Genomic DNA, 18,361 nt, shown 5'->3' with positions numbered 1-18,361 from the left:
ATAATTAATAGGATAAGCTAAATGGTTATGGATCAATATGAGTCTGTAGAACTAAGTGTCGGTAATTATTCTATTCATTTTATTAAGTTATAAGAGGTATCGAGATGAGAATTGCTCATAATCTGTCGGCGATGAGAACGAAGAATCAATTACAAGCTAATTCTAAAAAAGAGGCAAATTCGATAGGGAAATTATCATCGGGTTACCGACTTAACCGGGCAGCTGACGATGCAGCCGGTCTATCGATTTCCGAAGGAATGAGAGCCCAGATCAGAGGATTGGAGCAAGCGCAACGAAACGCACAGGATGGCATCGTATTGATCCAAACGGCTGAAGGCGCTCTGGGGGAAATTCATGCGATCCTGCAGAGGATGAATGAGTTAGGGGTTCAATCGGCTACGGATACGTACGCGGACAACGATCGGATGAAAATACAAGCGGAAATGAACCAGCTGAAGGAAGAAATTGATAGGATCGCCAATACGACAACGTTCAACACGATCCATTTGTTGAATGGAGATATCGGCGGCGGAGAAATCACTAAAATTGCAGGCAAGGATTATAACACGTTAAACCTGGCCGCCATAGTCGGAAACAGCCACAACATACATATGAGCGGCGGTTTAGAAATTCAAAGCGGGATCAACGACGAATTAACGGTTAAGTTCGACGGACAGGCCTATACGATTAAGATCACAGCCGGCACTTACGATGGTTCGACTACGGCCCTGTATCAAGATATTAATGATAAGCTGCAGGCTGCCGGAGCTCCCGTTAAGCTGCATTCGGTTTATAGTTCATGGGACAGTACCCACATGAAGAATATCCTGGAGAGTAAGATTTCCGGAGAACACCGCATAGAAGTTGAAGGAAGCGGCTTTGCCGATCTCTTCGGACAGACTCAGAAATACTTCGGTAATTATGAAGTCTGGGGAAGGGAAGCGGACTTTTCTACCGGTTATACGGTTAAAGCAGGTGTTAACGACACTTTAAACATCAGAGTCAGCGGTGTGGATAAAACCATCGTACTGCAGGAAGGATCTTATACTCGCAATGAGCTTGCCGCTGAACTGAACAAAAGATTCGGGGAAACCGGAGCCGATATAAGCGCTTCATTCTCCGGGTCTGTCGGAGTTAATGATTCACCCGCAATGGGGAATAATCATTATATTCTTGCGCTGAAGCATAACCGGTCCGGGGCTAACGATACGATTCAGCTGCTGTCGGGCAATGCACTCAATCCTTTGTTTCTGAGATCCACGCAACCGGGAGCTACCTGGAATCCCTCATCAACGAGTAAAATTGTGACCAACTTGGATATCGCCAGCGGCATTGATATTAAAGACGGCAACAATGAATGGGAATTTACTGTAGAGGGCAACCAGGTAAGAAAGGTGACGGTCCCGTCCGGCACCTATACCTCTACCAGTATAATCGCCACTTTAAACCAGGTCTTGAGCGACCGGAATGCAGGCGTTATAGCCTTAAATGAAGGAGATAAAATCGTCTTTGCCAGAGAGATGAACGGCAGCAGCTACTCTTTGACGGATTTTAAAATGTCGGGAATCAAGGATGGTCTAATCTTGCAGGTGGGTGCAAACCAAGGTGAAATCATGAAAATCAGCCTTCCGGATATCCGTACGAATAAACTGGGCATTCATCAGGTTGACCTCACTACGCAATCAGGCGCCAGCCAGGCGATTACAAAGATAAGTGAAGCGGTAGACCGGGTATCTTCTGAGCGTGCAAGTCTGGGTGCTTATCAGAACCGCCTTGAACATACCATTAACTATCTCGGCAATTCTTCAGAAAATCTCATCTCGGCGGAGTCTCGCATCCGTGATGCCGATATGGCCAAAGAAATAGCGGAATTAACCAAAATCCGTATGTTGACCCAGGCCGCGCAAGCCATGGCTGCGCAGGCTAATCAAGCCCCTCAACAAGTTCTTCAGCTACTTCGTTAAAAAGAGAAGCCAAAGGTAAAAACCGGCTTCTCATTTTCATTGTTCGCGGGGAATCAGACCGCTTGCTCAAGTGAGCGGATGCTTGATCCAAGGTTCGTATATATGACGGCGGCATGCTATCCTGTTCTTCTGGTCTTTGTATGGGGGGAGCCTCTCCTGCCGAGTCCGGCAACGAGAGAGTCCGTCCGCTCGACAACCCGGGCCCGGCACCAGCGGCTTATATCTCCTCGGCCGTACTGGCAGCTGCCTCTTCAGCAGCAAGTCCATCCGCCGTAAATTTATCCAGCTCTGCCGTATTGGGCTCAATCTCATACCTTCTCAGTGCCTTCGCTGATGTCTCCCGCATCCTCTCCCGAAGCTCCGCTCCCTCTACGACCTTAACCCGCATCCCGAGAAATCGGAGCTTGGACAGAATGTACTCCGCATCATCGCGCTGGTAGGTAAGCCGGATCCGATACGTATCCGTATCAGTCGTGTAGTCTACCTCTTTCTCGAAGCAGGAGAAGGCATAGAGGATTCTCGACAATTCCGCGTTGTACCGGCAGATCACCTCGATGACAATCTGATCTTTACGAGACAGCAGCGCCCCCTCGAGTCTTCTAATCACACTGCTGTAGACCTCAGCGGTTACGGGTTCTTCGCTTACCCGGGTGATGTTCTGGAGCCGGGTGGACATGAAGGTCCGGTTGTGGAGGCTGTACCAGAGCAGGTACCACTCTCTTTTGACCATGGAATACTCGAGCTTGTAGGGCAGTCCGGATCGGTCCTGCTGGATGCGCCCGTTCTTGACCCGGTACGTCAGCCGGAAGCCCTGCCGGGCTCTCAGCAAGCGGCGAAGCTGACGGAGAAGGGGAGGGAACGCCTCGCCTTCACGGCTTTTGGCTTTCTCGGTCAAGCTGGAGGATACATCCGCGGTCTGCTCCGGCTCCAGCAGGTTCCGCAGTTTCTCCAATGTCCCGGGTGAAAAGGCTGCGGCGGCCGAAGGGTGGGCGAGCATGCTTTTGAGCCAGCTCCGTTCGTGTGAAGTCAGGGTGTAAAGGCCCGATTCATCCAGACGCGAGATGATCTGATAGTTAAAGATTTTCTCGAACAGGTTCATAGTACGCATGCATCTCCTTCCACTCCGCAATAAATTCCCGCCTCAGCCGGGCAGGTTCCAGAACTTCGCAGCTGGACCCGAAGCTCCTGAGCCACGGCTTAATTTCCGTCATTCCGTTAACCGTGATCTCGTACACGAATGATTCTGCGGTTTCTTCGGTAATTTCGCCCCACTGTCCCTGAAGGAGCACCCGTTCTTTGACGAAATCGGCAGGAGCCCTTTCCGGCTTGTAGAAACGCGCCCGCACCCGGACGGGGCTGCCGGTGTCGATCAGCCAGCTGTAGCGTGTCTTCGCTTCCAGTTCTCCCAGCCTAAGCCGGAAAGTCTCTTCGGTTACGGGAGCGCCCTCCTGAATCTGGGTCAAGCCCTCCATCCGGAATTTGATGATGCCTTGGCGGGCAGTGTGGCCGAGCAGATACCACCGGCCGTATTGATGATCGTACACGACTTTGAGCGGGAGAATAAGCTCCTGCCGGCCTGCGATGTCGCGCTCGAACAGCGGATTGGTATTCTGTGAGGCATAGCTTTTGCGCGACTTCGGCGAGAAGTAAAGGAAGGAAAGCTTCCTGCGCTGCCGGATTGCCTCCAGGAGAGTGTACAAGTGCGCTTCATCCAGAATACGGGAATAGTAGTGGTACTTGTACAGGAAGGGCTCCGCGATCTCAGCCTGCAGCCCCTGCTGCTTGAGTGCTTTCTTCAGGCTGTCGCGCAGCAGGTAACCCTGGACGGAAGGAATCTGTGTATTCGCCATTACATCCACGTAATCGTACAGATCAAGCAGCTCTTCGTTACTGAGTTCCCGGACCAGATCATGCTGGATGCGATACCGGTAAGGGCGTCCTCCCGGCTCCCGGAGGATGACGCCGACCTCCTCCAAATATTTGAGATCCGAGCGAATTGTTTTCTCATCAGGCAGAGACAAGTCCTCCGGGAGACCCCGGCAGCAGGCATCCATCAGTTCATAGGCAGTCAGGGACCGGTCCTGAATCGCGGTCAGAATGAGCGACAGGCGCCGGGATTCGGATTCCTTGAGAGATTTGGCGCGGTACAGGAAAAGAAGCATCGGATCTGCCGATTCATAATAATTGAAGCGGAGCATCTCCGCGAATTCCTTGCTTTGTGTTTCGGGCAGCTGATTATGTACGGCGCTAACGATTTCCTTCAGGCGCCGGAGTGTTTTATCGAACGTATGTACAGATATGCCCAGACGCTCCGCAAACTGCTGCCGGCTGTAGGCTCCGCTAGTCAAAGCCAGCAGACGGAGGAACTGGATTTCTTTATCGAAACTTTCTCTAGCCACTGAACATTCCCCGTTTCTTTGTCTCCCGTTAGCAGGGCCCGGCCGCCCTCTCGCTGCTTTTTGTATACCCGTCTCTTTCATTCTATCAAAAAGGGGAGCATCTGGGCGGAATGCCAAACTTTTTCGGCTTTCGTAATACTTTCGCCATGTTCGTTGCGGCCGGAATGAGCGATGATAAGAGGGCGAGATCGGCATCCCGGTGCCGGCCTTACGATCAGATCATTGAGGCGCCCCGACGGGTTAATTCACCTTTTAAGCGACTTGCCGTTGGTTCGAATCCCACTCCTGCCGCAAGGCAGGATAGCACAGACTGGTAGAGCAGTCTGTGCCTGGTGTCGGCGATGAGCCTGGATAGCTCCCAAGAGTAGCGCGGGATAAGCAGGCGCATAACGTTATATAAAAGGTTATGATTTACAATATTTGGAACATAAAGTATACTTTCACTACTAATTCAAAGGAGGCCGATGACCATGCTAAATCTGCATCAGGATATTTGCGGGCTTAATCAGCAGCAGGATGAACGTCTTATTATCGCGCCACATCTTCATAGAAGCAGTGCACGCTCAGCGGCCTGCCGGAATTGTATTCATAAGAGGGATTATTCGGACTCTATTTAAATTGGAGTCTGCCATGTGCCTCCTGATACAGTGTGAAATCCGGTCATGGACTCTTGAGTCCGTGGCCTATTTCGTTTATATCCCTAAGCGTGGGAATGATTGGACGGAATCGGCCGAAGCTGATTTATATCATGCCGGACGCTCCAATGAACCTGAACCTGAACCTGAACCATATCGTGAACAAGCAAAGGAGTGACATCATATGTCAGATTACCGGTCGACTATACGAACGGAGCTTCAGCATATCGAGCAGCAAGAGGGCGTGCGTATTTTATATGCCTGCGAATCGGGAAGTCGTGCCTGGGGATTTCCTTCCCGCGACAGCGACTATGACGTCCGTTTTATATACGTGCGGCCTCTCTCATGGTACTTGTCTGTATTTGAAAAGAGAGATGTGATCGAGAAGCCGATCCACGATCTGCTGGATCTGAGCGGCTGGGATCTGCGCAAAGCGCTCTACCTGTTCCGCAAATCGAATCCGCCGCTGCTGGAGTGGCTTCAGTCCCCGATCCGTTATTATGAGGAATACTCGGTGGCGGAGCAGATCCGGAGCTTATCTCCGTTAACTTTCTCCCCGAAGTCGTGTACGTACCATTACCTCAATATGGCCAAAGGGAACTACCGGCAGTATTTGCAGGGGGATCGGGTGAAGATCAAAAAGTACTTCTACGTGCTGAGGCCGCTTCTGGCCTGCACCTGGATTGAGTCCCGCAACAGCATGCCTCCGATGGAATTCGGCACGCTGGTCGATGCGCTTATACCGAAGGAGAGCGAGCTGTACGGCGTAATCCAGCAGCTTCTATCCCGCAAAAAAGCGGGCGAAGAGCTGGATTACGAGCCAAAACTGACCCAGCTGAATGAATTTCTGGAAGAGCGGATCGCGCATTTCGAGCAAACGGCAGCGGCCATGGATGATGCGGATCTTCCGGGTCAGGAGCAGCTGGATAAGCTTTTCCGTTCGGCGCTGCATGAAGTGTGGGGATAGGCGTTTTTTTACGAATAGAACATTAGATAAGGAGTTGATACACATGGCTATATTTCAGGTGAAGTCCACCAATCCGGATTTGTCCTTCATCATCAAGAAAAATCCGGGCTCCGGCATGATGCTGAGGTCGGTCCGTAAAGGAACAGCCTACGGCTGGTATACGGACTCTTCCACTTTTAACGTGTATTTCAAAGATGCGGACAACGAGATCTCTTACAAGAAACATCAGGATGAGAATTTTGAATATTTGAACGTGTCCCGTTACAACACGCCGTTGTTCCCGCTGAATGCTCTGAATGAGTTTTTCTCCGCTCCGCTGAAGGTACGGGATGCACGGGATACGGATGGTTACGAGAATACCTGTACGATTCCGGTGATTCATGTGCAGCTGGTCCGGTATGTGGAGTTTTTTGAAAAGCACCTGCCCGATTTCACCTTCACGCTGACCCATCTCACACACAAAAGCTACTCGCTGACCGTGACGACGGGCAGAAGCTTGTATCAACTGCTGAATGTGGTGAGCGTATTATGCCTGTTCCTGGCTCAGTTCGGAGAAGAATATATCGACATTTCGGATAACATCCTGGGCAAATATATTAGCAGTATTCACGTTATAAACGCGCCGTTCTATATTCGCAGCTTGTTCGTAAGGAATTTCCTGACCTCGAAGGAACGGTTTAAGGAGTACAAGGCGGAACTGGAACAAACAGACCGTTACAGCATCCGGTTTGATTTCGGCAGCACCGCGCATCAGAGACGGAATTACATCCGCGGTATTCTCCCCTTTGACAAGTCCATCCTCGATCTGGGCTGCGGGGAAGGGTTCTATGCGATTCCTTTTGCCGGGAAAATTGAAGGCAGTTACTATGCGGTGGATATCCATGAGGAGACGCTGGAAGTAGTGAAGCGCAAGGCCAGTGCCAAGGAGCTGGATAATCTGGTTGCGCTGGCTTCCATAGAAGCATTCCTGGAGGGGTATAACGGCGAGCAGGTGGATGTGCTGCTGACGGAGGTTATCGAGCATATGAGCCTGGAGGAAGCGCGGAAGCTGATTAAGCAAGTATGCACAAGGGTTGATTTTCATACATTCGTCATAACGACGCCTAATGCGGATTTTAACGAGTATTATGAGCTGGACGGATTCCGGCATGCCGATCACAAATGGGAAATGGGACTGGAAGAATTCCGGCGGTGGTTTACAGATTTGGCCCGTGAACTGGAAGAAGAAGCCGGTCCGGAAGGCAGGCTGAAGCTGGATTATACATACGTTGCGATCGGAGACGGAGTGAACGGTATTCAGACGACACAGGGCGTGATTGTGAAGAAAAAGGAGGCGGTGGCAGGTGGAGATTAGAACGAAGGTCCATACGATCTATATGCTGGTAGGATCAACGGAATGCGGTAAAACGACGTTTGCCCGGGAGGTTCTGATTCCCCAGCTCCGGTTTCAGGATGACACCAGGGCTCTGAAGGCGAATGTCCAGTACTTGTCTTCGGACAGTATCCGCCAGGAAATACTCGGGTTCGAATACGACAAGTACGATCAAGTTATGCTGGAGGCGAGCGAGCAGGCTTTTCAGTTGCTGTATACCCGTCTCAAGATGGCGACCTCGTTCCCGGTTAATGCGGAGTTCGTCATCGTGGATACAACGGGGCTCGCAGAAGATTTCAGGGCAGCAGTCCGGGAGATCGCGCACGACCATAACTACAACCTCGAAGTCATCTTGTTCGATTACCGCCAACGAGAAGACTATTATGCATCGGAGCGCTCCAAGAAACTGATCACCAGCCACATTAACCGGCTGCGCAAAGAAGTGCTCGGATCGCTTGGACGGGAAGGGTATACGAAAGTTCATAAGATTCGCGCCAAGGATTTCTACTTGCCCGAAGAGGGGCGGGCAAATGAAGCTTATAAAATCATGGTGGATGATCAAGCGGAGTATATGGCGGCCATCCTGCCGCAGGACCGGAAATACATCGTCGTGGGCGATGTCCACGAATGTGCCGGAGAGCTGAAAGGCCTGCTCATGGATTACGGATTCGGAATCGAAGGCAGCCGCCTGATTGCCACAGGCCGGATGCAGGACACGAAGATTATCCTCGTCGGCGACTGGATCGACAAGGGCCGGAACACCCGCGAAACGGTCGAGTTTCTGTATGAGAACCGGGAGCATTTTCTGCTGGTGCTCGGCAATCACGAGAACTTCGTGTACAAGTACCTGCGCGGGGAAATCAGCGGGATCGACCGGGAACTGCTGCATACGTATTTCGATTCGACGCAGGTATTAGCCGGCGATCAGGAGCTGCTCGCGAAGTTTAATGCGCTAGTGGAGCGCTCCAAGCCGTTCTACCGGCTGATCGGAGTGCAGGGGCCGTCGTTCTTCGTGACACACGCTCCTTGCCGCAATAAGTACATCGGCAAGCTTGACGCGAACTCGGCGCGCCACCAGCGGAACTTCCGCATTGACCGAAGCGCTCCGCTGGAGGAGCAGCTTGCTTTTCTGCAGGAGGAAGCGGTTAAGAATCACCCGTTCCACATCTTCGGGCATGTGGCGGCCAAGCAGGCCTTCCGCATCCGCAACAAGCTGCATCTGGATACCGGCTCTGTGCAGGGGAATGCGCTGACAGCCGTAAGCATTACGTATAAGCCGGTCTATAAATCCCGCCGGGCGCGGGGAACAGTTCTGCATGAAGAGCTTCAGGCATTGTTCCAGCTGGAAAGAAACGTGTCGCTTCACGACTTGGATGCGGAGGATCTGCGCAGACTGAACTATTGCTCACACAACCGGATTAACTTCATCTCGGGCACCATGTCCCCGGCGGACAAGGATGAGGCGTCCGGTGAATTGGAGTCGCTAAGGCGCGGACTGGATTATTACAAGGAGCACGGTGTAACCGAAGTTATACTCCAGCCCAAATACATGGGCTCGCGCTGCAATGTGTACCTGCACCGCGACCCGGCCGGGAGCTATGCGGTCAGCCGGAACGGGTACAAGATCGTTGGCGTGAATCTGACGCCTGTCTATGAGAAGCTGCTGGATAAGTTCGGCGCTTACATGGAAGAGAATGATCTCGCCGTGTTGATTCTGGATGGAGAGCTGCTTCCATGGCGCGTACTGGGCGAGGGACTGATCGACAAGCAGTTCCGGCCGATTGAGAAAGCGCTGGAAACCGAGCTGGCCTTCCTGGAAACCAGCGGTTTCGAGCAGGCCTTCGGGCAGCTGGCGCAAGCGTACCGCGAGAGCGGCTTCGAGCAGGATCAGTTTCATCTGAACAAGTCGGCTCTCAGCGAGAAATACGGGTCCAGCGTGTACCAGAATTACAAGAATCTGCGCGGCATTCTGGAGAATAAGGTTCCGCTTGCGGGGCATCGGGCCGCGTATGAGACCTACAAGAAGCAGCTGGATCTGTATGCGGGCGATGGCGAGCTGGCCTACAAGCCATTTGCCGTTCTGAAAATGATCTACACGGACGGCCGTGAGGAAATGCCGGTATGGAAGACTTCCGACATGTACCGTTTCCTGTCGGAGGACGAGGCCCTTCTGCTGGATTTGACCTCGGCGGATTCTTACGGGCAAGCGGGGGCGTATTTTGCGAAGCTTACCGCGGAGAACGGTATGGAAGGCGTCGTCATCAAGCCGGAACAGGCCGGGGCGGACGCAGTACGAAGTAAGGCGGTCCCGCACATGAAAGTACGCAATGCAGAGTACATGTCCATCATCTACGGCTACGATTACCGGTTCCCGCACAAGTACAGCAAGCTGATGAAGCAGAAGAGCATCCGGCAGAAGCTGAGGACTTCTCTGAATGAGCACCGGCTCGGGCAGCTCATGCTGCAAATCCCGCTTGCGGATATTGCGCCGGACCATGAGGCCTACAAGCAAGCGGCCGCGGGGCTGCTGTTCGAGGTGGCGCAGGAGAAGGAAATCGATCCGCGCCTGTAGACATGGGGGAGGCTGAGGCCGGGGGATGGCGATAGTATCCAATACATGGACTTTCTGATATAATCCATATCCAAGTATGAGATGCCGGCTATTCTGGCACATAAACTGCTTTGAAGGAGTTACCGAGCATGAAGAACCTCCTCGTCACCGGCTACCGGGCGCATGAGCTGAATATTTTTAACGAGAAGCATGAAGGCATTCCCTATATCAAAAAAGCGATCGCCGGCAAGCTCGTTCCCCTTATCGAGGAAGGGCTCGAATGGGTCATTACGGCCGGCCAGTACGGCGTCGATCTGTGGGCTTGCGAGGTTGTCATTGAGCTGAAGAAGCTGTATCCGCACTTGCAGCTGTCGGTCATTACGGCTTACGAGAATCCGGAAGAGAAGTGGAAAGAGGATAAACAGGACTTTTACAGACGGATTCTTCAAGGGGTCGATTATTATGCGGCCGTCAGCAAACAGCCTTACAGCGGAGTGTGGCAGCTGAAAGCCAGAGATGATCTGCTGCTGCGCAAAACCGATGGGATCCTGCTGTTCTATGACGAAGAAGCGGGAGAGGGAAGTCCGAAGTTCATGAAGGAACGTGCCCTCAAGAAGCAGGAGGACGAAGGTTACGTGTGCATGCTTATCACCCCGGAGGATGTGCAGAACATTGCGGATGAAGAGAACATAAGGGGATTTGAATAAATGGGACATACCACAAGCCAGGCAGTATTTAACTGCCTCGGCTTTTTTTATTGAGACAGCGAATTCCGGAGGAACTTGACCCTGCATACAGCGAATATAATCGGGAGGAAAAATAAGTAAACAACTACACCATATCCAAAGGAGAACAATCACTTGAAGAAACAATGGTTAACTGCAATGGTCTTGGCTTTATTGCTGTGCATGCCAGCCAACATGTATGCCCAGGCACCTCAGATCCTCGTGTTTGTGGACGCCGAATTAATGAATTTTGATGAAGAGCCTTATGTGGAGGATGGAGTCACACTGGTTCCTTTCCGTCCTCTTTTTGAAAAGTTCGGGATTGAGGTTCTCTGGGATGCAGATACACAGACGGTTTCCGGTAAAAAGGGCGGGTGGACGATTTCGCTTGCCATCAATCAGCCTGCGGCTGTTGTCAATGGCGAAACGATGACACTGGCTGTCCCGGCTAGACTAACAAACGGCACGACCTTCATTCCCCTGCGCTTTGTAGGAGAAGCAACAGGAAGAGCCGTAGCCTGGAGCGGGGATTCTGATGTCAGCCAAATGATTCATATAAATTCGACGCTTAAATCCAATACCAACGATCTGCTCTATTCAGGCGATCTTGTGTATAAGGGTGATCGGGCAGGCGGGATCAAAGAAGGGAAAGGAAGTTACTTTTATCAAGGTAAACTATGGTACGAAGGAGACTTTAAGTCCGGCAGCATGGAAGGTATGGGCAAACAGTTTGATCTGGATAATCCATCTTCGTATTACGAAGGGCAATTTGGCGGCAATCTTGCAAACGGGCACGGGAAAATGATTTACGATGACGGTTCATACTATATCGGAGAATTTGCTGACGGAGCTAGAGAAGGGACCGGTAAGCTCTATTACCAAGATGGAAAAGTAAAGTACGAAGGCAATTATACAGATAATATCCGGACAGGAAGCGGAAAATATTATTTCGAAGATGGAAGCTTGTATTACACGGGAGAATTTGTGGATGGTACCCCTAACGGAATTGGTAAAACGTACAGCGGCGGTCATCTCAATTACGAGGGGCAGTTCGTGAATGGCCTCAAGCAGGGCAAGGGGAAGCTCTATAGTTCCTTGATGCAGGGTCAAGTGATGTATGAGGGAGATTTTCTGGACGACATTCCCCATGGGGCCGGGAAGTGGTACGGGCCTGACGGCAGATTAAACTACGAAGGTCAGTTTAAATATTTCATGAAATCAGGGGAGGGCAGAATCCTATACGAGAACGGTGATATCTATGAAGGAGAAGTATATGACGGCCGGGCGGAGGGAATCGGCAAGCGGTCCGATTCTTCGGGTAAAGTCATATCGAGCGGCTACTATGAGCAAGACTCTTATAAAACTTCCGAGCCTGACATGAATTCGACTTACTATAAAGCTATGAAGCTGAAGAAGGAAATCAACCAGCAAGTAATAGACGGAATCGACGAGGGCAACATGTACGGCTTAAATCCGAATGAGGCCATCATGATTCTCGATATGCCGACCCGGGAAGCTTTAGTCCAGTTCAAGGAGCTGCCCGAACAAGCGAAGAAGGAATGGATGAACAGCTACGTGCAGGAGCACTGGGGGAATGTGCTGGGTGTCGATCATTGTTACACCCGGGTTACTTACGAGGGGATTACTTATGCCGAAGCTGATTTAAGTTACGAACTTCCGGCAGGGGAAATGACGATGAAGTTTTATCCGGACGGGAAGTAAGGGAATATAAAGGGCCCCGGGAGGGGCCTTTTATTATTACCGGCAAATTCCGAAGCAAAGGCAGCATAGATAACGCTCTGTCTCCTATAACATGAAGCTCCGTGCCTAATCAGGCATATTTTTTATTTCCGGGAGGTGCAAGAGGGTGCACCTATTTTATAAATTGGAAGCATCCTGTATAAAAGATCTTATGACTAAAAGCGGTCTTTCCTGCAAATACTGGAACAGTTCCCAAGGGTGTGGAATATAGCGTTTTGTCCAATGTATCCAGTAAAATTTGCCCATCAAATCACTCACTTTTTGTCAGTCTGTTGAACGGCTGGGGAGAAAATTGTTTTTGCCGATTAAAAGGCGTATGTTAGAAATATGGCTTAAAAATATAACATCTTATGAGAGGTGGAGTTATTGTGAGATTACAAGATAAAGTCGCGATTATTACAGGCGGCGCTTCCGGAATCGGCAGAGGGATGGCCCATGCGATGGCCAAGGAAGGCGCGAAAATTGTGATCGTTGACGTCAACGAAGAGAAGGGCAGAGCTACGGAGCAAGAACTCAACGAGCTCAGCCAGGGTAAATTCATCAAAGGTGACATTACGGACCGCGCGGTCATTAAAAGTATCGTAGAAGAAACCGTGTCAACATTCGGCAAGCTGGATATTATGGTCAACAATGCCCATGTTTCCAAGCAGATGCCTTTTGTTGATACGACGGATGATGTGCTGGCCCTGTCATTCAATACCGGTTTCTATCCGACCTATTATTTCATGCAGGAATGCTACCCTCATCTGAAAGCGACGAAGGGCAAAGTAATCAACTTCGCTTCCGGCGCCGGTCTCAATGGTATGCTGAATCAGGCTTCCTATGCGGCTGCCAAAGAAGCGATCCGCGGTCTTACCCGTGTCGTGGCGAACGAGTGGGGTCCGGACGGGATCAATGTCAATCTGATTTCCCCTATCGCTTATACACCGGGCGTAGAGAACTGGAAGCAGCATTTCCCGGCGGAATATGAAGCTACGGTGAACAAGATTCCGCTCCGCAAAATGGGCGATCCTGAACAGGATATCGGCCGTGTAGCGGTGTTCCTGGCAAGCTCCGATTCCGATTACATGACCGGTCAAACCTTGATGGTGGACGGCGGCTCCATTATGCTGCGATAATATAAGCGGTTATACAATACAACATAGGACAAGCGGCTACCGGCGGTAATGCCGCCGGTAGCCGCTTCCAACTTAAAGGAGAAGACATCTATGGGACGCGTACAAGGTAAAGTAGCTATTGTAACAGGCGGAGCATCGGGCATCGGTCTTGCCACCGCTCAAATGTTTGCCAAAGAAGGCGCTAAAGTCGTAATTGCCGACTTCAATCAAGCCGGAGCCGAGCAGGCGGCGCAGGAAATCGTCAGCCAGGGCGGCGAAGCTATCGGTATATTCCTGGATGCTTCCAAAGAAGAATCCATTAAAGCGACGATCGACCTAACTGTTGAGAAGTTCGGTGCTATTCATGTGCTGTTCAACAACGTAGGCTTAACGAATCTTCAGAAAGATCTGGATGTAGTGAACATTGATCTGGACGAATGGGACCGTTTGATGAATGTAAATCTTAAGAGTGTGGTTATCGGCTGCAAATATGCCATTCCTCATATGATCGAAGCGGGCGGCGGGTCCATCATTAATACGGCTTCCATGGCTGCTTTTGCCGGAGACGTGATCCGTCTTGCATACGGAGCTTCCAAAGCTGCGGTTGTAAATGTGACCAAATACGTAGCGGCTCAATACGGCCGCCAGAATATCCGCTGCAACGGCGTAGCGCCCGGACTCATACTGACTCCGGCTGCGAAGAACAACATTCCTCCGCAAATGCTGGAAATTTTCGGAAAATACAACGCCCTTCCCTATCATGGCGAAGCGGATGATATTGCGAGCGCGGTTCTGTTCTTTGCTTCGGATGAATCCAAATTCGTTACCGGTCAAACTCTGCAGGTAGAGGGCGGTCACTACCTCTCTAACCCTACAGCTCCCGATTTTCGGGAATTGGCTGCCAAGAGTCAAGGCTAATACGCTTTTGGCTTCATTCAATATATAAACAACATTGACTATATTTCAAATGAAGAAATAGTCAATGCTGTTTATGTTGTATAGAGATGATTATCTGAATAATACGCGGCGATCGATGCTTTGTCGGTCCTCGCGTATTTTTGTTTTACCAATAGTTTCCCCGCCTAGACAGGTACGGAAGAGATTCATTTATGCGTTTAGCGGCTATTATATAGAAGAAACAAACAGGCCGTTATGGGGCTCATACAAAATAAGCTTATGAACAGACACACCCGCATATGTATGGAAGGAATTGAGCCGCCGGTAAAGGAGAACTTTATGATCCGTTTTGAGAATGTATCCAAGCATTACGCAGGTAATGTGACAGCCGTAGACTCTCTGGATTTGACGATCCGGGAGGGTGAATTTTTTGTGTTGATCGGTCCTAGCGGCTGCGGTAAAACGACTACGCTAAAAATGATCAACCGACTAATCCCGCTGTCGGAAGGCACCCTGTGGATTAACGGTAAAAAAATCAGCGAGTACGACATCCATGAGCTGCGCTGGAACATCGGTTATGTACTCCAGCAGATTGCGCTGTTCCCGCATATGACAATCGAAGAGAACATTTCCATCGTTCCGGAGCTGAGGAAATGGGAGCGCAGCCGCATAAGCAAAAGGGTGGATGAGCTGCTGGAGATGGTCGGGCTGGACCCGGCCGAGTACCGCTCCCGCAAGCCGGCCGAGCTGTCCGGCGGACAGCAGCAGCGGATCGGAGTGATCCGGGCCCTGGCTTCAGATCCTGGGATTATTCTGATGGACGAGCCGTTCAGTGCACTGGACCCGCTCAGCCGCGAGAAGCTGCAGAATGATTTGCTCGAGCTTCAGAATCGCATTAAGAAAACAATCGTGTTCGTTACCCACGATATTCAAGAAGCGCTGAAGCTCGGAGACCGCATCTGCCTCATGAACGAAGGCAGAATCGAGCAGCTCGATACGCCGCAGGGCTTCTTGGAGCATCCGGCCAGCGATTTCGTCCGGCAATTCGTCGGCGGAGCATCGAGGCAGTCGATGTTCAGCGGGAATCTGACGCTCGAAGAGATCTTGCGGGCAGCCGGCCGCACTGAGGTCCATGCGGATCACGCGGGAGCTGGCGCCATAGCGGGGACCCCGGCGCCCGCTGCGGTTGTGAGCGCGGACACCACGCTGGAAGATGCTTTGGAGCTTTTTGCGGCGGATGACAGCATCATCGTGGAGAAGAATGGCGCGATACTCGGCAGCATTACGCGGCAATCTCTCTTGCAATTCATGTCGGAACGGGTCAAGGCGGGTGCTGTCCAATGAATACATTTTTCCAGGTGTTCCAGGAAAGACAATCGCAATTGCTGGGAGCCATTATAGATCATATGATCCTGTCGGTGATTGCTCTCTTTTTTGCCCTGCTAATCGCTATTCCGCTGGGAATATATTTGACCCGGAAGCCCAAGGCGGCTGAAAGCATCATCGGCGTTACGGCCGTACTTCAGACGATACCGTCTCTGGCGCTGCTCGGGATGCTGATTCCCTTATTCGGCATAGGCCGAGTGCCGGCTGTAATTGCGCTGGTCATTTATGCTCTGCTGCCGATTCTGCGCAATACCTACACAGGGATCAAGGAAGTCGATCCGTCTCTGATCGAAGCTTCGCGGGCCATGGGGATGAACAGCCGCAAGCGGCTGCTCAAGGTAGAGCTGCCGCTTGCGCTGCCCGTCATCCTCGCGGGCATCCGGACCGCTACGGTCCTGATCATCAGCACCGCGACCCTGGCGGCTTTGATCGGAGCGGGCGGCCTCGGCGAGCTGATTCTGCTCGGAATCGACCGCAACGATTCGGCGCTGATTATTCTCGGCGCAATACCGGCAGCGCTGCTGGCGATTTTGTTCGACCTGCTGCTGCGCGGCTTCGAACGGTTGTCCTTCCGCCGCTTCCTGCCAGTCGCAGGTGCGGCCGTACTGGTCGCTGCGCTGCTGATCGTAATTCCGTATTTCACGGGAGGCAAGGATAAGAATCTGGTGATCGCGGGGAAACTTGGCGCCGAGCCGGAAATTCTCATTCAGATGTACAAGCAGCTCATTGAGCAGGACACGGACCTTACGGTCGAACTGAAGCCGGGGCTCGGCAAGACTTCGTTCGTCTTCAATGCTCTTAAGTCCGGCGAGATCGACATTTATCCGGAATTTACAGGGACGGCGATCTCGGAATTTATTAAAGAAACGCCGGTCAGCACAGACCGCAAGCAGGTCTACGACCAGGCGCGCCAAGGAATGCTGGATAAGTTCGGCATGGAGATGCTGGAGCCTATGGCTTATAACAATACGTATGCGTTAGCCGTCACGGCGGACCTGGCGCAGAAGCAGAACCTGAAGACCATCTCCGACCTTCAGAAGGTGCAGAACACCATCAAAGCGGGCTTCACCCTCGAATTCTCCGATCGTGAGGACGGCTATAAGGGTATCCAGAAGCTCTACGGACTTACTTTCCCTAACCTGAGCAAAATGGAGCCCAAAATCCGATATCAGGCGATCCAGTCAGGAGATATCACGATGGTGGACGCCTACTCTACGGATAGCGAACTGAGACAGTACAATCTTACGACGCTTCAGGATGACAAGGAGCTGTTCCCGCCTTATCAGGGCGCTCCGGTACTCCGTACCGAAACACTCGATAAGCATCCGGAACTCCGGGATGTGCTGAATCAATTGGCCGGTAAAATTACCGATGATGAGATGCGCGAAATGAATTACAAGGTGAATGTAGAGGGAGCTTCGACCGAACAGACCGCCAAGGATTATCTGGCGAAAGCGGGGCTTTTGAAATAGGGAGGCGCGGCGGGTTCTTCATCGTCCGCACCTGCAGCTCTTCTGGGGAAGAAGCGGCAGGAGGTTTAGTTTATCGTCCGCCAAAAAGAAGAGGGCAGCCGTCACAGGCTGCCCTCTTTGCTGTTTTAAAACACTAAAATTATTGTGTCTACCGCAGTTACATCATCCATTTTGAAGATGGATAGCAGCAGGCGTTAAATGCAGATTGGTACGAATGAGCCGATCCATTTCTCTCTATGCGATTTGTGTGATAACAAGGTGTGCGGAAACCGGCCTTGTTCCTCCGGCAAGAGGGGTGATGGTTAATGCCGTGGAGTTGCCCGCAGGATTTCGTACGGTGAGAATGGAGTTGATGACTGTTGTTTGTACAAGAGCTATTCCTACGATCTGAGAAGTGCCTGTTGCTCGCCCGACTACAGTATAAGCCAGATCAGCACCGCCGAGGGTTAAGATGAGTTGGCCTGCTTCGGCCACGCTTACCTGGAACAAAACCTGATATGTGCCGATTGCAGCCAAGTTAAATGTGCTGGGGCCCGTACGAACGATAGCGGCCCCGCTAGTAGGTCCGTTCTGTGGGAAACTTACGTCTGTACCGGGGGCGACTGTAGCTGCGTTATCCGGCGGCATCAATGCAAAAAAATCAGCAAAGCCTAATACTCCACCTGTTGGACCCGTAACACCTGCCGGTCCTGCCGGTCCCGTAGCGCCTGTAGCGCCTGCGGGTCCTGCCGATCCTGCGGCGCCTGCCGGCCCTGTCGGTCCAACCGGACCTCCCGCGGGCCCTGTGGCTCCAGCAGGTCCTGCGGGACCAGCGGGTCCTGTCGGTCCAACCGGACCTCCTGCCGGTCCTGTGGCACCAGTCGGTCCTGCGGGACCAGCGGGTCCTGGAGGCCCTCCCGCGGGTCCCGCAGGACCTGTAGCACCTGCCGGCCCGGGAGGTCCCGCCTGCCCTGTGGGGCCAACCGGACCTCCTGCCGGTCCAGTAGGTCCTGGGATTCCTTGCGGCCCTTGGAGGCCTCTTGGCCCTTCTGGTCCTGGAGGTCCTGGTGGACAATTACATTTTCCCATATGCTCATCTCCCCTTAGCAAACGTAATTCATCCTATTAAAAGCCTGGAAAGATAGACACAACAAAC

The 18,361-nt window shown here is 51.9% G+C and carries 14 protein-coding genes; 11 read left to right on the top strand and 3 right to left on the bottom strand.

What is annotated here, in order from left to right; translation table 11 throughout:
• Nucleotides 1-104 precede the first annotated feature (104 nt).
• Nucleotides 105-1,964, top strand: a complete 1,860-nt coding sequence (locus AR333_RS25825) for a flagellin (protein WP_068777339.1) — start codon at nt 105-107, stop codon at nt 1,962-1,964.
• Nucleotides 1,965-2,181: 217 nt separating this feature from the next.
• Here the strand turns inward: AR333_RS25825 and AR333_RS21060 are convergent, their stop codons facing one another.
• Together AR333_RS21060 and AR333_RS21055 are read right to left on the bottom strand one after the other, a co-directional pair.
• The gene (locus AR333_RS21060) at nt 2,182-3,063 is read right to left on the bottom strand and encodes a WYL domain-containing protein (protein WP_084783913.1); all 882 of its coding nucleotides are present in this window, start codon (nt 3,061-3,063) and stop codon (nt 2,182-2,184) included.
• On the bottom strand, nt 3,038-4,363 hold the full coding sequence (locus tag AR333_RS21055; protein ID WP_068777338.1) for a YafY family protein: 1,326 nt from the start codon (nt 4,361-4,363) through the stop codon (nt 3,038-3,040). The genes AR333_RS21060 and AR333_RS21055 overlap by 26 nt, the downstream gene beginning before the upstream one ends.
• Before the next feature lie 464 nt (nt 4,364-4,827).
• Here AR333_RS21055 and AR333_RS24790 point away from each other — a divergent pair, with 464 nt between their 5' ends.
• The 10 genes from AR333_RS24790 to opuFB all read left to right on the top strand — a co-directional run bounded on the left by AR333_RS24790 (nt 4,828) and on the right by opuFB (nt 17,226).
• Nucleotides 4,828-4,980 carry a hypothetical protein gene (locus tag AR333_RS24790; protein WP_172798915.1) on the top strand — a complete coding sequence of 51 codons (153 nt, stop codon included), beginning with the start codon at nt 4,828-4,830 and terminating at the stop codon, nt 4,978-4,980.
• Between the two features lie 202 nt (nt 4,981-5,182).
• On the top strand, nt 5,183-5,965 hold the full coding sequence (locus AR333_RS21050; RefSeq protein WP_068777337.1) for a nucleotidyltransferase domain-containing protein: 783 nt from the start codon (nt 5,183-5,185) through the stop codon (nt 5,963-5,965).
• Nucleotides 5,966-6,008: 43 nt separating this feature from the next.
• A complete protein-coding gene (locus AR333_RS21045) occupies nt 6,009-7,319 on the top strand; it encodes a bifunctional 2-polyprenyl-6-hydroxyphenol methylase/3-demethylubiquinol 3-O-methyltransferase UbiG (protein ID WP_068777336.1) in 1,311 nt (436 codons plus the stop codon).
• Nucleotides 7,309-9,909 (top strand): AAA family ATPase, encoded by a 2,601-nt coding sequence (locus tag AR333_RS21040; protein WP_068777335.1) that lies wholly within the window; start codon nt 7,309-7,311, stop codon nt 9,907-9,909. Before AR333_RS21045 ends, AR333_RS21040 begins: the two co-directional genes overlap by 11 nt.
• A 128-nt stretch (nt 9,910-10,037) precedes the next feature.
• Nucleotides 10,038-10,595, top strand: a complete 558-nt coding sequence (locus AR333_RS21035; RefSeq protein WP_068777334.1) for a DUF1273 domain-containing protein — start codon at nt 10,038-10,040, stop codon at nt 10,593-10,595.
• 153 nt (nt 10,596-10,748) lie between these two features.
• On the top strand, nt 10,749-12,335 hold the full coding sequence (locus AR333_RS21030; RefSeq protein WP_068777333.1) for a stalk domain-containing protein: 1,587 nt from the start codon (nt 10,749-10,751) through the stop codon (nt 12,333-12,335).
• Nucleotides 12,336-12,742: 407 nt separating this feature from the next.
• Nucleotides 12,743-13,492: an SDR family NAD(P)-dependent oxidoreductase gene (locus AR333_RS21025; protein WP_068777332.1), complete on the top strand. Its 750-nt coding sequence runs from the start codon at nt 12,743-12,745 to the stop codon at nt 13,490-13,492.
• A gap of 90 nt (nt 13,493-13,582) precedes the next feature.
• Complete coding sequence (locus AR333_RS21020) at nt 13,583-14,389, top strand: SDR family NAD(P)-dependent oxidoreductase (RefSeq protein ID WP_068777331.1); 807 nt, start codon at nt 13,583-13,585, stop codon at nt 14,387-14,389.
• 318 nt (nt 14,390-14,707) lie between these two features.
• Nucleotides 14,708-15,712, top strand: a complete 1,005-nt coding sequence (locus tag AR333_RS21015) for an ABC transporter ATP-binding protein (RefSeq protein WP_068777330.1) — start codon at nt 14,708-14,710, stop codon at nt 15,710-15,712.
• On the top strand, nt 15,709-17,226 hold the full coding sequence (gene opuFB / locus AR333_RS21010) for an osmoprotectant update ABC transporter permease/substrate-binding subunit OpuFB (RefSeq protein ID WP_068777329.1): 1,518 nt from the start codon (nt 15,709-15,711) through the stop codon (nt 17,224-17,226). The genes AR333_RS21015 and opuFB overlap by 4 nt, the downstream gene beginning before the upstream one ends.
• 234 nt (nt 17,227-17,460) lie before the next feature.
• On the opposite strand, the gene AR333_RS25670 is transcribed toward opuFB, so the two are convergent.
• Complete coding sequence (locus tag AR333_RS25670) at nt 17,461-18,294, bottom strand: collagen-like protein (RefSeq protein ID WP_301336133.1); 834 nt, start codon at nt 18,292-18,294, stop codon at nt 17,461-17,463.
• Nucleotides 18,295-18,361 lie beyond the last annotated feature (67 nt).

It is taken from the genome of Paenibacillus sp. FJAT-26967 (assembly GCF_001541095.1).
Classification (GTDB): Bacteria; Bacillota; Bacilli; order Paenibacillales; family NBRC-103111; genus Paenibacillus_F.
This window is presented reverse-complemented; position numbering and strand designations above follow the sequence as displayed.

Coding starts and splice junctions, on each gene's coding strand:
- AR333_RS25825 (WP_068777339.1), top strand. CDS start 105: ATGAGAATTGCTCATAATCTGTCGGCGATGAGAACGAAGAATCAATTA.
- AR333_RS21060 (WP_084783913.1), bottom strand. CDS start 3,063: ATGAACCTGTTCGAGAAAATCTTTAACTATCAGATCATCTCGCGTCTG.
- AR333_RS24790 (WP_172798915.1), top strand. CDS start 4,828: ATGACCATGCTAAATCTGCATCAGGATATTTGCGGGCTTAATCAGCAG.
- AR333_RS21050 (WP_068777337.1), top strand. CDS start 5,183: ATGTCAGATTACCGGTCGACTATACGAACGGAGCTTCAGCATATCGAG.
- AR333_RS21045 (WP_068777336.1), top strand. CDS start 6,009: ATGGCTATATTTCAGGTGAAGTCCACCAATCCGGATTTGTCCTTCATC.
- AR333_RS21035 (WP_068777334.1), top strand. CDS start 10,038: ATGAAGAACCTCCTCGTCACCGGCTACCGGGCGCATGAGCTGAATATT.
- AR333_RS21020 (WP_068777331.1), top strand. CDS start 13,583: ATGGGACGCGTACAAGGTAAAGTAGCTATTGTAACAGGCGGAGCATCG.
- AR333_RS21015 (WP_068777330.1), top strand. CDS start 14,708: ATGATCCGTTTTGAGAATGTATCCAAGCATTACGCAGGTAATGTGACA.
- opuFB (WP_068777329.1), top strand. CDS start 15,709: ATGAATACATTTTTCCAGGTGTTCCAGGAAAGACAATCGCAATTGCTG.
- AR333_RS25670 (WP_301336133.1), bottom strand. CDS start 18,294: ATGGGAAAATGTAATTGTCCACCAGGACCTCCAGGACCAGAAGGGCCA.